A 14,339-nucleotide genomic window follows, 5' to 3' on the forward strand; every position below is an offset into this window, starting at 1 on the left:
GCTTGTTTCCCGCCATTTCCTGCGCCGAAACCCGCCCTTCGATGTGATGTGCACGACGAAGCACCGGCCCGGCCTGCAAGGAACGGTTCGGGGGGCGTAGCCTTGATTTCCGCTGTCCATCACCTTGTGAAGCGGAAGAGGGCGGTTGCCGCCGTGTCGTCTCAGTCCCCCAGTAACTCGAGCATCTCGACCGACCAAGCCGGTCCGGGTACCAACCCGGCCGCCGCGTTCGGCGCCAATGAATGGCTCGTCGACGAGATCTACCAGCAGTACCTCCAGGACCCCAGTTCGGTCGATCGCGCCTGGTGGGACTTCTTCGCCGACTACAAGCCGGGCGCGTCCGGCACGGCGGACAAGCCCGCTCCCGGCGCCGGGGCCTCGGGGGCCCCGGTGACCGAGGCCGCCGCGACTCCGGCGAAGGCCGCACCCGCCGCCGCCCCGGCCGCTCCCGCGCAGCCGGCCCCCGCCAAGGCCGCCCCGGCCCCGGCGAAGGCCGCCCCCGCCCCGGCGAAGCCCGCGCCGGAGAAGAAGCCCGCCGCCGCGCCCGCCAAGGCGAAGGCCGAGGAGTCCACCGAGGCCGCCGGCGGCCCGGAGTACGTGACGCTGCGCGGCCCCTCGGCCGCCGTCGCGAAGAACATGAACGCCTCGCTGGAGCTGCCGACGGCCACGTCCGTCCGCGCGGTCCCGGTGAAGCTGCTCTTCGACAACCGCATCGTCATCAACAACCACCTCAAGCGCGCCCGCGGCGGGAAGATCTCCTTCACGCACCTCATCGGGTACGCGATGGTGCAGGCCCTCAAGGCCATGCCGTCGATGAACTACTCCTTCGCGGAGAAGGACGGCAAGCCGACGCTGGTCAAGCCGGAGCACGTCAACCTGGGTCTGGCCATCGACCTGGTGAAGCCGAACGGCGACCGCCAGCTGGTCGTCGCGGCCATCAAGAAGGCCGAGACGCTCAACTTCTTCGAGTTCTGGCAGGCGTACGAGGACATCGTCCGGCGCGCCCGCATCGGCAAGCTCGGCATGGACGACTTCACCGGCGTCACCGCCTCGCTGACCAACCCCGGCGGCATCGGCACCGTCCACTCCGTGCCCCGCCTGATGCCCGGTCAGGGCCTCATCATGGGCGTCGGCGCGATGGACTACCCGGCGGAGTTCCAGGGCACCTCGCAGGACACCCTCAACAAGCTCGGCATCTCGAAGGTCATGACGCTCACGTCGACCTACGACCACCGGGTCATCCAGGGCGCCGCCTCCGGCGAGTTCCTGCGCGTCCTGTCCCAGCTGCTGCTCGGCGAGAACGACTTCTACGACGAGATCTTCAAGGCGCTGCGCATTCCCTACGAGCCGGTCCGCTGGCTCAAGGACATCGACGCCTCGCACGACGACGACGTCACCAAGGCCGCGCGGGTCTTCGAGCTGATCCACTCCTACCGGGTCCGCGGCCACGTCATGGCCGACACCGACCCGCTGGAGTACCACCAGCGCAAGCACCCCGACCTGGACATCACCGAGCACGGCCTCACCCTGTGGGACCTGGAGCGGGAGTTCGCGGTCGGCGGGTTCGCCGGCAAGACGATGATGAAGCTCCGCGACATCCTCGGCGTGCTCCGCGAGTCGTACTGCCGCACCACCGGCATCGAGTTCATGCACATCCAGGACCCGAAGCAGCGCAAGTGGCTCCAGGACCGGGTCGAGCGCCCGCGTCCGAAGCCCGAGCGCGAGGAGCAGCTGCGCATCCTGCGCCGGCTGAACGCGGCCGAGGCGTTCGAGACCTTCCTGCAGACGAAGTACGTCGGCCAGAAGCGGTTCTCCCTGGAGGGCGGCGAGTCCGTCATCCCGCTGCTGGACGCCGTCCTCGACTCCGCCGCCGAGGCCCGCCTCGACGAGGTCGTCATCGGCATGGCCCACCGCGGCCGCCTGAACGTGCTGGCGAACATCGTCGGCAAGTCGTACGCGCAGATCTTCCGCGAGTTCGAGGGCAATCTCGACCCGCGTTCGATGCACGGCTCCGGCGACGTCAAGTACCACCTGGGCGCCGAGGGCACCTTCACCGGTCTGGACGGCGAGCAGATCAAGGTCTCGCTGGCCGCCAACCCCTCGCACCTGGAGGCGGTCGACCCGGTCCTGGAGGGCATCGCCCGCGCCAAGCAGGACATCATCAACAAGGGCGGCACGGACTTCACGGTCCTGCCGGTCGCGCTCCACGGCGACGCGGCCTTCGCGGGCCAGGGCGTCGTCGCCGAGACGCTCAACATGTCGCAGCTGCGCGGCTACCGCACCGGCGGCACCGTGCACGTGGTGATCAACAACCAGGTCGGCTTCACCGCCGCCCCGGAGTCCTCGCGCTCCTCGATGTACGCCACCGACGTGGCGCGCATGATCGAGGCGCCGATCATCCACGTCAACGGCGACGACCCGGAGGCCGTGGTCCGCGTCGCGCGGCTCGCCTTCGAGTTCCGGCAGGCGTTCAACAAGGACGTCGTGATCGACCTCATCTGCTACCGCCGCCGCGGTCACAACGAGGGCGACAACCCGGAGTTCACCAACCCGCAGATGTACACCCTGATCGACAAGAAGCGCTCGGTGCGCAAGCTCTACACCGAGTCCCTCATCGGTCGCGGCGACATCACGCTGGAAGAGGCGGAGCAGGCGCTCCAGGACTTCCAGGGCCAGCTGGAGAAGGTGTTCGCCGAGGTCCGCGAGGCCACCTCGCAGCCGGCCGCCCCGCACGTGCCGGAGCCGCAGGCCGCGTTCCCGGTGCCCGTGGAGACGGCCGTCTCGGCCGAGGTCGTCAAGCGGATCGCCGAGTCGCAGGTCAACATCCCCGAGTCGATCACCGTCCACCCCCGTCTGATGCCGCAGATGCAGCGTCGCGCGGCCTCGGTGGAGAACGGCACGATCGACTGGGGCATGGGCGAGACCCTGGCCATCGGTTCGCTGCTGATGGAGGGCACCCCGGTCCGGCTCGCCGGCCAGGACAGCCGCCGCGGCACGTTCGGCCAGCGCCACGCGGTCCTGGTCGACCAGGTCACCGGCGAGGACTACACCCCGCTGCTGTACCTGACGGAGGACCAGGCCCGGTACAACGTCTACGACTCGCTGCTCTCGGAGTACGCGGCGATGGGCTTCGAGTACGGCTACTCGCTGGCCCGCCCGGAGTCGCTGGTCATCTGGGAGGCCCAGTTCGGCGACTTCGTCAACGGCGCGCAGACCGTCGTGGACGAGTTCATCTCCTCGGCCGAGCAGAAGTGGGGCCAGACCTCCGGCGTCACGCTGCTGCTGCCGCACGGCTACGAGGGCCAGGGGCCGGACCACAGCTCCGCGCGTCCCGAGCGCTTCCTCCAGATGTGCGCGCAGGACAACATGACGGTCGCGATGCCGACCCTGCCGTCGAACTACTTCCACCTGCTGCGCTGGCAGGTGCACAACCCGCACCACAAGCCGCTCATCGTCTTCACCCCGAAGTCGATGCTGCGTCTGAAGGCGGCGGCGTCCTCGATCGAGGAGTTCACCTCCGGCGGCTTCCGCCCGGTGATCGGCGACTCGACGGTCAAGCCGGAGAACGTCCGCAAGGTCGTCTTCGTCTCGGGCAAGCTGTTCTACGACCTGGACGCCGAGCGGGAGAAGCGCGGCGACACGGAGACCGCGATCATCCGGCTGGAGCGGCTGTACCCGCTGCCGGGTGCGGAGATCCAGGCCGAGATCGCGAAGTACCCGAACGCCGAGAAGTACCTGTGGGCCCAGGAGGAGCCGGCGAACCAGGGTGCGTGGCCGTTCATCGCGCTCAACCTGATCGACCACCTGGACCTCGCGGTCGGCGCCGACGTGCCGCACGGCGAGCGCCTGCGCCGCATCTCCCGGCCGCGCGGCTCGTCCCCGGCGGTCGGTTCGGCCAAGCGCCACCAGGCCGAGCAGACGCAGCTGGTCGAGGAGGTCTTCGAGGCCTAGTCCTCCAGGACCGCACGGCCGCACGAGCGGCCCGTACGTCGCAGGGCCCGGTTCCGCGCTGGTCGCGGGGCCGGGCCCTCGGCGTACCCGTGCGTCTGGCGTTCTCGCAGGTGTACGGGCCCCGATATCCTGGCCGCATGTACTTCACGGACCGTGGCATCGAGGAACTGGAGAAGCGGCGCGGCGAGGAGGAGGTCACCTTCGAGTGGCTCGCCGAGCAGTTGCGGACGTTCGTCGACCTCAACCCCGACTTCGAGGTGCCCGTGGAGCGCCTCGCGACCTGGCTCGCCCGTCTGGACGACGAGGACGACGAGGACGCGTAGGCTCCCGGCCCCCGGGCAGCTCCCGCGGGGCCCCGGCCTCAAGGGGCCCTCGGCCTTCCGGCCCAGGGCCCCGCTCCGCCTTCCGGTCTCAGGGCGCTTCCGCGCCGGCCCTGGCCCGCTCGTAGAGGAGCCCGAGCGCGCCCTGTGCCAGCAGCACCGCGCCGGCCGCCGCCCAGCCGCCGCTGCGCCGCCGGGCGCCCCACAGCAGCAGCGGAAGCCCGGCGGCGAGCTGGACGGCGGCGACGGCCCGCGCGCGGGGGCCGCGCACCCACGGGCCCATCCGGCCGTTCTCGACCGCGTCCAGCTCCACGCGTACGGCGTCGCGCCAGCCGCCCCACTCGACGCGTTCCACCCCCCGCTGCACCGCCGCCACGGCGCGCAGCCGGTCGGCGCTCTCGCCCGGTGAGAGCCCGGCGGGCAGGGTCAGGCCGGTCCGGGTGAGGACGGCGAGCAGTCCGCGCAGCCGGGCCTCGGCGTCCGCTTCCGGGTCCGGGCGGGTCAGCTCCTCCAGCGTCTGCACGTCGAGTACGGGGTCGAGGCCGAGCCGCGCCGCGAAGGTGCGCATCGCCTCGTCCTCGCCCGCCGGGGTGCCGTCGGCCAGCCAGACGTAGCCCACGGGCCTCCGGAAACCGGCGGCGAGGGTGTATCCGGCCCGGTCGGCGTCCCACCACAGGGCGAGCACCGGCCAGGGGGACCCCACGGCGAGCGCGGCGGCCCAGCCGCCGAGGACGCGGTCCACCGGCTCGGCCTCCTGCCCCGGACCCGCGCTCCGCCAGGGCTTCCCCTCCGGGACGAGCACGCTCCACTCCTCGCCCGCGCGGGCGAGGAACATCTGCTCGCGCAGCAGGTGGGCGAGCGGCCGTACGGTCTCGGGGTCGGCCCGGCACAGCAGGAGCGCCCCGGTCGGTGTCGCGTTCATGGCTCACACGCTAAGGCAATTTGTCCGCATACGAGGCAGTTGGAGCCGTTCGGCCCCCACCGGAGCCCCGACGCTCCCCCTTCCCTGCCTTCCCGGCCTCCCCGGCCTTCCCCGCCCCGCGATGCCTTGACTTCCCCCATCCGCGATATATCGTGTTCTCATCAAGACGCGATATGTTGCGTCGTCACGCGTTTCCGGGAGGTCACATCCATGCCTGTGTCGACATGGACCATCGCCGAGCCGCGCGAGCTCGTCCTCGACGATCCGGTGGAGGCGCTCCACGTGCGCGTCGTCGACGGCACGGTGAACGTGGTCGGGTCCGACGAGCCGCACGCCCGGCTGGAGATCTCCGCGATCGAGGGGCCGCCGCTGGTCGTGACCCACGAGGACGGCCGGCTCACCGTGGCCTACGAGGATCTGCCCTGGCAGGACTTTCTGCGCGCGTTCGCCTCGCGCAGCCGCCACCGCAGCGCGGTGGTCTCCCTGGTGGTGCCCACCGCCTCGTCCGTGGAGGTCGGCGTGGTCGGCGCCGAGGCCGTCGTCTCCAACATCGGCGGACGTACGGAGATCCGGAGCGTCGGCGGCGACGCCACGCTCGTCGGGCTGACCGGCCCGGTGCGCGGGCACAGCGTCTCTGGCGCCCTGGAGGCCCAGGGCGTCACCGGAGACCTGCGCTTCCACTCCGTCTCGGGCGGTCTGACGGTGATCGACGGGGCGGGGCCCTCGGTGCGGGCGGATTCGGTCAGCGGCGACATGGCGCTGGACCTGGCTCCCCTCGACACGCCCGCGAACGTCTGGCTGACCACGGTCACCGGAGAGATCGCGGTCCGGCTGCCGCACCCGGTGGACGCCAGGGTCGAGGCGAACACCGCGACGGGGTCCGTCTCCAACGCCTTCGAGGAGCTGCGGGTCGGGGGGCAGCTGAGCGCGAAGAAGATCACCGGCGCGCTGGGCGCCGGAAAGGGGGACCTGCGGGTGACGACCGTCTCCGGTTCGATCGCCCTGCTGCGCAGGCCGCCCGCCGAGGACGACATGTACGCCGCCGAACCGACCGGAAAGGTTCTCTGACATGCCCCCCGTTTTCGCCCACGGCCGTCTGCGGCTGTACCTCCTCAAGCTCCTGGACGAGGCGCCCCGCCACGGCTACGAGATCATCCGCCTGCTGGAGGAGCGCTTCCAGGGCCTGTACGCCCCGTCCGCCGGCACGGTCTACCCGCGCCTGGCCAAGCTGGAGGCCGAGGGCCTGGTCACCCACGCCACCGAGGGGGGCCGCAAGGTCTACTCGATCACCGACGCCGGCCGCGAGGAGCTGGCGGGCCGCGGCGGCGAACTGGCCGATCTGGAGCTGGAGATCCGCGACTCGCTCTCCGAGCTGGCCACGGAGATCCGCGACGACGTGCGAGGCGCGGCGGGCCGGCTCCGCAGCGACATGCGGGCGGCGGCGTCGGAGTCCCGGCAGGGTGCGAAGGCCGGGCCCGGGTCCGGGTCCGGGAGGGCGAAGAGCGGAGGGAAGGGCGCCCCGTCCTCCCCCTTCGGCGACTTCGCCGACTTCGGCGACTTCGGCAAGCTGGGCGACCTCGGCGAGAGCGAGACGTGGCGCACGGCGAAGGAGGAGCTGCGCCGGGCCCGCCACGAGTGGAAGGAGCAGGCCCGCCGGGCGAAGGACGAGTCCCGGCGCGCCCGCGAGGACGCCGAGCAGGCCCGCCGTCAGGCCAAGGAGGCTCAGGAGAAGGCGCAGGAGAAGGCGCGCGAGCAGATGCAGGCCGCCGTCCGCCAGGTGCAGGAGCGCTTCGCGCGGGGCGACTGGCCCTCCGGCGTACGGGAGGGGCTCGCGGAGATCACCGGCCAGCTCGGCGGCTTCGCCCGCACCGGCGTCTGGCCCCCGTTCGGCAAGCCCGAGCCGGACGCCTCCGAGCCCGCCCAGGAGGCGGCCCCCGGGGCTGACTGGGCACGGGACGTGCCGTCGGCCGGGGATCCGGTGCGCGACCTGGACCGCCTGCTGGATCGTTTCCGCGATGGCGTCCGGGACGCGGCCCGCGACCACGGGGTGACGGAGGACCAGCTCGGGGAGGCCCGCCGCCACCTGGGTGCGGCGGCGGCCCGGATCGAGGCGCTGCTGACGCCGGGCACGGGGGACGAGCGGAAGCCCTGAACCGGCGGCCGGGACAGGGGCCTCCGCGCACGACGGGCAGCGCGCGGCGGGCGGGGGCTCCCCGAGCCGGAGGCGGGAGCCCCGCGACGGACGGGCCCCGGGGCCACGCGGACGCCGTAGGGGGGCCGCTCGCGTCGCGCACCCCTCCCCCGTACGGCGGGCGCGTACGCGACCGGCACGCGCGACTCGTCCGCCCGTCAGGCGCTCACCCCGCTCGGGCCCGGCCCTCGTCCGGGTCGGGGCCGTACATGGCGCGCCGCACGGTCGCGTAGGTCGCGCCGTGTTCGGCGAGGACGTCGGCGACGACTCCGGGTTTCGCGGTGAGGGCGAGCAGCAGGTGCTCCTCGCCGATGAACCGGTCACCGCGCCCCAGGGCGACCCGGAGCGCGTTCTCCAGCACGCCCTTCGCCCCCGGGGTGAAAGGGCGGTGCCCCGACCACCACCGGCGGCCACCGCGGGCGGCGGACAGCGCCCCTTCCCCGTGGGTCCCCTCGACCCGGGAGACGATCGCGCCGACGTCGATCCCGAGGCCGGCGAGGGCGTCGGTGTCGGCCCTGGTCAGGCCGCCCCGGCGGCGGGCCTCGGTGAAGGAGGCGGCCAGGGAGGCGCGGCGGTCGCGGAGGCCGAGGGCGGTGAAGGCGAATGAGGCCCGGCCGCCCTCCTGGTCCAGCAGGGCGAGCAGCAGGTGCTCCTCGGTGACCGTGTCGGCCCCGGCGCGCTCGGCCTGGACGACGGCGCCCTTCACGGCGGCGCGGGCGCCCCGGGTGAATCGCTCGAACATCAACGCCTCCCGTACTTCTTGTGCACGGCCTGCCGGCTGACGCCCAGCTCGGCGGCGATCTCCTGCCACGACCAGCCCTGCACGCGCGCACTGCGCACCTGTACGGCTTCGAGCTGTTCCAGCAGTCGCCGCAGCGCGGCCACCGCCCGCAGCCCGACGCGCGGGTCGCGGTCACCGGCACGGGCGGCCAGATCCGTTGCTTCGGTCATGATGTCAATCTACGTTGACAAACCTTCCGTGTCAATCGAAGTTGACATCGTCGTCGGCCAGGCGCGCGTGGCGCTCCACGTCGTAGCGGACGTCGCCGTACCGCAGCTTGCCCCGCTCGATGCCCTCGGGCGCGAAGCCGGACCGCCGGGCGACCCGGCAGGAGGCGGTGTTGTCGGTGCGGTGCCCCAGCTCCAGCCGGTACAGACCGAGTTCGCCGAACGCCCAGCGTGCCAGCGTCCGCACCCCGGCCGGGGCGACGCCCCGGCCGCGGGCCGACTCGATGGTCCAGTAGGAGACCCAGCCGAGCTGATGGACCGGGTTGACGACGGTGAGCGCCACACAGCCGAGCACCTCGCCCTCCTCCCCCACGACGGCCCAGGAGTAGCCGGTGCGCGCCCCCCGTTCGCGCACGCGTTCCGCGATCCAGGCCAGCGCCCCGAGCCGGTCGTCCACGGGCCGGTCCGTCTGGCGGTCCATCTCCTCCGGGGCGAAGGCCCGGAGCACCGCCGAGGCGTCGTCGGGATGCCAGGGCCGCAGCAGAAATCCTTCAGGGGCGGTCAGTTCGTCCATGCGGGCCAGCTTCCCGCACGGTGACGACCACCGGGGCCCCGGGACGCGCCAGCACGAGGGGCCGTGCGCCCGGGGTGGTCCTGCCGAGCACCCGGGCCGGGCCGGTGACGGAGACCCGCCAGCCCCGGGCGGACGGCGGAAGGGACAGCTCCGTCACGCCGGGACGCGCCGAGGCCCGGTAGGCGAGGCGCCAGGAGCGGGTGTCCGCGTCGTACGTCTCGGAGCGGACGGTTCCCGCGACGGCCGGGGCGTACGGGGTGGCCGTCCGCTCCTTGTTCGTACGGAAGCGGCCCCGCTCGTCGACCGCGCAGTAGCCGCCGCCGTAGCACCACACGTACCCGGCCCAGCCGGAGCTGTAGCGGTTCATGGAGTCGACGGCCTCGCGGTAGAAACGGCCCATGCTCGGGAGCGAGTTGTTCAGCGGCCCCCACTCGCCGACGACGACGGGCATCCGGTGGCGGGCCGGGTAGGCGGTGACGGCTGCCTCGTACGCCTCGATCCAGCCGGCTCCGGGGTCGTAGTCCGCGCCCGCCTCCATGGCGGTGTTGTAGAAGTGCGGGGCGTACACGGTCCGCCGGTCCTCGATGCGGCCGAGGCCCGTGGGCACGCCCTCGCCGACGATGGGGGTGGGCTCGACGAAGAGCCAGGTGTCGCGGTCCTTCGCCCGTACGGCCCGGGCGAGCCGGTTGTACATCGGCGTGAGGTGCCGGGCCTCGATGCGGCGGGCGGCGGTCGGCAGGTCCTCGCCCTCGCGCAGCTCCCCCATCGGCTCGTTGATCAGGTCGTAGCCGATGACGGCGGGGTGGCCGCCGAACCGCTGGGCGAGGAGCTGCCACATGGCGGCCTGGGCGCGCTGGAGGTCGGGGTCCTCGTAGAGGTGGGTGAAGGCCCGCTGGACGGCCGGTTCGAAGTACTCGGAGAACCAGTCGTCGGGGTTGGGGGTGAACGGCAGCCCGTCCGTCCTGGTGGCCCATGCCGGGATGCCCCGGTGGCCGAACGCGGGCCCGAAGACGTCCTGGTGGGCGTCGATGAGGACGTGGACGCGATGCTCGCGGGCCCAGTCCAGGATGCGCTCGATCCGCCGCAGGTACCGCTCGCTGTACCGGCTGCGCGTGGGCTCCAGGTCGTCCCAGAAGACCAGCAGCCGGGCGAAGTTGAAGCCGTGGGCCCGCAGGTCGCGGAAGTGCCGCTCGGTGATGGCGCCGAGGGCGTCCTCGCCCCGGTTCGCCTTGTCCTCGACGTTCCAGCCGCGCAGGGTGAGGGTGCGCCCCCGGTCGTCGGTGAGCGGCGGGATGGATCCTTGGTACGAGGCCGGGACCGGGGACGCCGCCGGGGCGGGGCCGGTGTGGGGGGCGGGGCGCGCCGAGGCGGCGGGGGCGAGGGCCCCCGCCGCGAGCACGGACGCGACGACGACTGCCATGAGTGCTCTGCCCATTCGCATGGGGCAGATCTCACAGCAAAGGTGAACATCCCTCAAGTCTTTGCGCACGACTGTTTTCCCGAGGGGCTGGTGGAGCCTCAGGCGGCCGGCGTGAACACGATCTTCCCGAAGAGATCGCCGGACTCCAGCCTGCGGAACCCCTCCCTCGCCCGGTCCAGCGGCATCACCTCGTCGATGACCGGGCGCACCCCGGTGGTCGCGCAGAACGCGAGCAGGTCCTCCAGCTCGTCCTTGGAGCCCATCGTGGAGCCGACGACCTTCAGCTCCAGGAAGAAGATCCGGGTCAGTTCGGCGTGCGAGGGACGGTCGCCGCTGGTGGCGCCGGATATGACGAGGGCGCCGCCGGGGCGCAGCGACTTCACGGAGTGGGACCAGGTGGCGGCCCCCACGGTCTCGATGACGGCGTCCATCCGCTGCGGCAGCCGGGCGCCGGGCTCGTACGCCTCCAGCGCGCCGAGCTCGACCGCCCGCTCGCGCTTGGCCCGGTCCCGGCTGGTGGCGAAGATCCGCAGCCCGGCGGCCTTGCCGAGGACGATGGCCGCGGTGGCGACCCCGCCGCCCGCGCCCTGGACGAGCACCGAGTCACCGGGCCGCACCCCGGCGTTGGTGAACAGCATCCGGTACGCGGTGAGCCAGGCCGTCGGCAGGCAGGCGGCCTCCGCGAAGGAGAGCTCCTTCGGCTTGGGCAGCACGTTCCAGGTGGGGACGGCGACCTGCTCGGCGAAGGCGCCCTGGTAGCGCTCGGTGAGGATGGAGCGCGGCTCCTTCGGCCCGACGCCGTGCCCGGACTGGCCGATGACGGAGTGCAGGACGACCTCGTTGCCGTCCTGGTCGACACCGGCCGCGTCACAGCCGAGGATCATCGGCAGCCGGTCCTGCGGGAGGCCCACCCCCCGCAGGGACCAGAGGTCGTGGTGGTTGAGGGAGGCGGCCCGGACGGTGACGGTGGTCCACCCGGGGCGCGCCTCGGGGGCCGGGCGGTCGCCCAGCTCCAGGCCGTCGAGGGGCTGGTCGGGATCGGTGCGGGCTGCGTAGGCGGCGAACATGGCTCGACGATAGGCGCGGCGCGGCGGGGACGTAACCGCCTGCGCGTGTGACGCACGCCAACCCGCCCGCCCCCGCGAGCGGCGCCCGCCGGACGAGAAGCGGGCGGGGCCCGACCCACGGACCCCGCCCTTGGAACACACGGCTCGACCCGGCCTCGGCGCCGGCTCGACGCGGCGTCAGCGCCGGGCCACGCCCTCCGCCCGCGCCGCCGCCGCGACCGCGGCCGTGACGGCCGGGGCGACCCGCTCGTCGAACGGGGACGGGATCACGTAGTCGGCGGCCAGCTCGTCGCCGACCACGTCGGCCAGCGCGTTCGCCGCGGCGATCTTCATGCCCTCGGTGATCCGGGAGGCCCGGACCTGGAGCGCACCGGCGAAGATGCCCGGGAACGCCAGCACGTTGTTGATCTGGTTCGGGAAGTCCGACCGCCCGGTCGCCACGACGGCCGCGTACTTGTGCGCGACCTCCGGGTGGACCTCGGGGTTCGGGTTGGCCATGGCGAAGACGTACGCGCCGGGGGCCATCGAGGCCACCGCCGCCTCCGGGACCGTACCGCCGGAGACGCCGATGAAGACGTCCGCGCCGGCGAGCGCCTGCTCCAGCGAGCCGGACAGGCCCGCCCGGTTGGTCAGCTCGGCCAGTTCGCGCTTGACCTCGGTGAGGTCGTCGCGGTCGCGGCTGACGATGCCCTTGCGGTCGGCCACCGCGACGTCGCCGATCCCCGCCTCCAGCAGGAACTTGGCGATGGCCACGCCCGCCGCGCCGGCTCCGGAGATGACGCCGCGCAGGTCGCCCAGGGTCCGCCCGGAGAGCTTCGCGGCGTTGCGCAGGGCGGCGAGGGTGACGACCGCGGTGCCGTGCTGGTCGTCGTGGAAGACCGGGATGTCCAGCCGCTCCTGGAGCTTGCGCTCGATCTCGAAGCAGCGGGGCGCCGAGATGTCCTCCAGGTTGACCCCGCCGAAGGAGGGGGCGAGCCGGACGACGGTGTCGACGATCTCGTCGGCGTCGGTGGTCGCGAGCGCGATCGGCACCGCGTCGACGCCGCCGAACTGCTTGAAGAGGATGGCCTTGCCCTCCATCACGGGGAGGGACGCCTCGGGCCCGATGTCGCCCAGGCCGAGCACGGCGGTGCCGTCCGTCACGACGGCCACCACCTGGGACTTCCAGGTGTAGTCGTGGACGAGTTCGGGATGGTCCGCGATGGCGCTGCACACCTTCGCCACTCCCGGCGTGTACGCCAGGGAGAGGTCGTCCTTGTCCCGGATCGGGACGGTGGCCTGCACGGCCATCTTCCCGCCCCGGTGGAGGGCGAAGGCCGGGTCGAAGGGCTCCTCGGCCCCCGTGTCCCCGACGCCGGTGGGCCGGACGCCACGGTCGGTGGCGCTGTCGATGGTGCTGTCGCTGCGAGGATTGACGATCTCCGCTGCCATGGTGTTGACCCCTTAAGTCTTCATCGTTTGAGGGTGGCCACTCCTGGTTGAGGAGGGGTGGGCGGGCACCGCGTACGCGCCCCGCACCGGACGGTTGGCCCGTCCCGGCGGGGAGGAGGTACATACGCGCGGGCGCGCCGCACACGCGCCCTGAGCCCCGGATGAGGGGTGTAAACGTCTTTCTTACCGGACGAACGGGGTTACGGACGAGTCCATATCGACGCGGTGACGTGACTCATAGTCGAATATCTGGACAAGTCGGCAAACCGTCATAAATGCCGCCCACCGGTCGAGACATGCCGAAGATTCTCCGGCGAGGGGAATCGATCCCCACAGATGGTCCGGTCGTCGCGTACCGGCCGTTGATGTTCGGGGGTCTCCCGTTATCCGATTTTGACATGGCCGGACCCCTGAATGGGCCAGTCCCAATGGCAGGATGCCGTCATCACACAAGGTGGCGACACTCGAAGGTGCGTGCCAAGCCGCCCGCCAGCACCTCTCCCTCACCTGCCGGAGGATCCCGACATGACCGCAAGCCCCACGCGTCGTACGACCGCCAAGTCCCGGATCGCGGCGATCGGCGCCATCGCGGTCGCCGGCTCCCTGCTGCTCACCGCCTGTGGGGACCAGACGGAGAGCGCTTCCCAGGAGGGCGGCAGCGGCAAGGAGACCAAGAGCGGTGCGCCGCTGTTCTCCAAGCTGCCGGAGAAGTACCAGAAGTCCGGTGTGATCAAGGTCGGCACGAATGCCGAATACGCGCCGATGGAGTCCGTGGAGAACGGGAAGATCGTGGGCGTCGACCCCGACCTCGCGGAGGCCCTCGGCAAGCAGCTGGGCGTGAAGTTCGAGTTCACCTCGGGCTCCTTCGACGGTCTGATCACCGCCCTGAACTCCGGGCGCCACGACATCGCGATGTCGTCCATCACGGACAACAAGCAGCGCCAGGAGGGCCTGGACGACTCCGGCAAGAAGCTGGGCGAGGGCGTCGACTTCGTCGACTACTTCCTCGCCGGCACGGCCGTGTACACGAAGAAGGGCAACCCGCAGAACATCAAGTCCATCGAGGACCTGTGCGGGAAGCCCGCGGCGGTGCAGCGCGGCACCACGTACGAGGAGGCCCTCAAGAAGCAGTCGAAGGCCTGTACGGACGGCGGCGAGAAGGCCATCAAGATCGAGTCGTTCGAGAACGACACCGAGGCCCAGACCCGCGTGAAGTCGGGCGGTTCGGTGGCCGGCGTCAACGACTACCCGGTCGCGGTCGACCTGGCCCGCAAGGCGGACGGCGGCAAGGCGTTCGAGGTCGTGGGCGAGCAGGTCGACGCCGGCCCGTTCGGTATCGCGGTCAAGAAGTCCAATACCGGCCTGCGCGACGCCCTGAAGGAGGCTGTCGACGCGATCATCGCGGACGGTTCGTACCAGAAGGTGCTCGACAAGTGGGGCGCCGGAACGGGAGCGATCGACAAGGCCGCCATCAACGGCGGCAAGTGACCGGACGCTCCACTGAAGGGCAGTCAC

The 14,339-nt window shown here is 72.0% G+C and carries 12 protein-coding genes; 5 read left to right on the forward strand and 7 right to left on the reverse strand.

Annotated features, from left to right (window positions below):
- The first annotated feature begins 153 nt into the window (after positions 1-153).
- A complete protein-coding gene (locus AMK24_RS00825; protein WP_073763907.1) occupies positions 154-3,951 on the forward strand; it encodes a multifunctional oxoglutarate decarboxylase/oxoglutarate dehydrogenase thiamine pyrophosphate-binding subunit/dihydrolipoyllysine-residue succinyltransferase subunit in 3,798 nt (1,265 codons plus the stop codon).
- 137 nt (positions 3,952-4,088) lie between these two features.
- Entirely contained in the window at positions 4,089-4,274 is a 186-nt protein-coding gene (locus AMK24_RS00830) for a DUF6104 family protein (RefSeq protein ID WP_003966321.1), read from the forward strand.
- An 88-nt stretch (positions 4,275-4,362) separates the two neighbouring features.
- On the opposite strand, the gene AMK24_RS00835 is transcribed toward AMK24_RS00830, so the two are convergent.
- Positions 4,363-5,193, reverse strand: coding sequence for a hypothetical protein (locus AMK24_RS00835; protein WP_073763909.1), 831 nt, complete (start codon positions 5,191-5,193; stop codon positions 4,363-4,365).
- Positions 5,194-5,403: 210 nt separating this feature from the next.
- Between AMK24_RS00835 and AMK24_RS00840 the strand changes: the two genes are divergently transcribed.
- Both AMK24_RS00840 and AMK24_RS00845 read left to right on the forward strand, forming a co-directional pair.
- The gene (locus AMK24_RS00840) at positions 5,404-6,261 is read left to right on the forward strand and encodes a DUF4097 family beta strand repeat-containing protein (RefSeq protein WP_073763911.1); all 858 of its coding nucleotides are present in this window, start codon (positions 5,404-5,406) and stop codon (positions 6,259-6,261) included.
- A 1-nt stretch (position 6,262) separates the two neighbouring features.
- A complete protein-coding gene (locus AMK24_RS00845) occupies positions 6,263-7,345 on the forward strand; it encodes a PadR family transcriptional regulator (protein WP_073763913.1) in 1,083 nt (360 codons plus the stop codon).
- Positions 7,346-7,550: 205 nt separating this feature from the next.
- On the opposite strand, the gene AMK24_RS00850 is transcribed toward AMK24_RS00845, so the two are convergent.
- The 6 genes from AMK24_RS00850 to AMK24_RS00875 form a co-directional block, all read right to left on the reverse strand.
- Positions 7,551-8,126, reverse strand: a complete 576-nt coding sequence (locus tag AMK24_RS00850) for a Clp protease N-terminal domain-containing protein (RefSeq protein ID WP_073763915.1) — start codon at positions 8,124-8,126, stop codon at positions 7,551-7,553.
- Positions 8,126-8,335 (reverse strand): sigma factor-like helix-turn-helix DNA-binding protein, encoded by a 210-nt coding sequence (locus tag AMK24_RS00855; protein ID WP_006127526.1) that lies wholly within the window; start codon positions 8,333-8,335, stop codon positions 8,126-8,128. Before AMK24_RS00855 ends, AMK24_RS00850 begins: the two co-directional genes overlap by 1 nt.
- Positions 8,336-8,366: 31 nt before the next feature.
- A complete protein-coding gene (locus AMK24_RS00860; RefSeq protein WP_073763916.1) occupies positions 8,367-8,906 on the reverse strand; it encodes a GNAT family N-acetyltransferase in 540 nt (179 codons plus the stop codon).
- On the reverse strand, positions 8,884-10,326 hold the full coding sequence (locus AMK24_RS00865) for a cellulase family glycosylhydrolase (protein ID WP_073763918.1): 1,443 nt from the start codon (positions 10,324-10,326) through the stop codon (positions 8,884-8,886). The genes AMK24_RS00860 and AMK24_RS00865 overlap by 23 nt, the downstream gene beginning before the upstream one ends.
- A 98-nt stretch (positions 10,327-10,424) precedes the next feature.
- On the reverse strand, positions 10,425-11,393 hold the full coding sequence (locus tag AMK24_RS00870) for a zinc-binding dehydrogenase (protein WP_073763920.1): 969 nt from the start codon (positions 11,391-11,393) through the stop codon (positions 10,425-10,427).
- 177 nt (positions 11,394-11,570) lie between these two features.
- Complete coding sequence (locus AMK24_RS00875; protein ID WP_073763921.1) at positions 11,571-12,824, reverse strand: NAD(P)-dependent malic enzyme; 1,254 nt, start codon at positions 12,822-12,824, stop codon at positions 11,571-11,573.
- A 525-nt stretch (positions 12,825-13,349) separates the two neighbouring features.
- On the opposite strand from AMK24_RS00875, the gene AMK24_RS00880 reads away from it, so the two are divergent.
- Positions 13,350-14,312 (forward strand): ABC transporter substrate-binding protein, encoded by a 963-nt coding sequence (locus tag AMK24_RS00880; protein WP_073763923.1) that lies wholly within the window; start codon positions 13,350-13,352, stop codon positions 14,310-14,312.
- Positions 14,313-14,339: the final 27 nt, after the last annotated feature.

Source organism: Streptomyces sp. CB02366 (assembly GCF_001905905.1).
GTDB lineage: Bacteria > Actinomycetota > Actinomycetes > Streptomycetales > Streptomycetaceae > Streptomyces.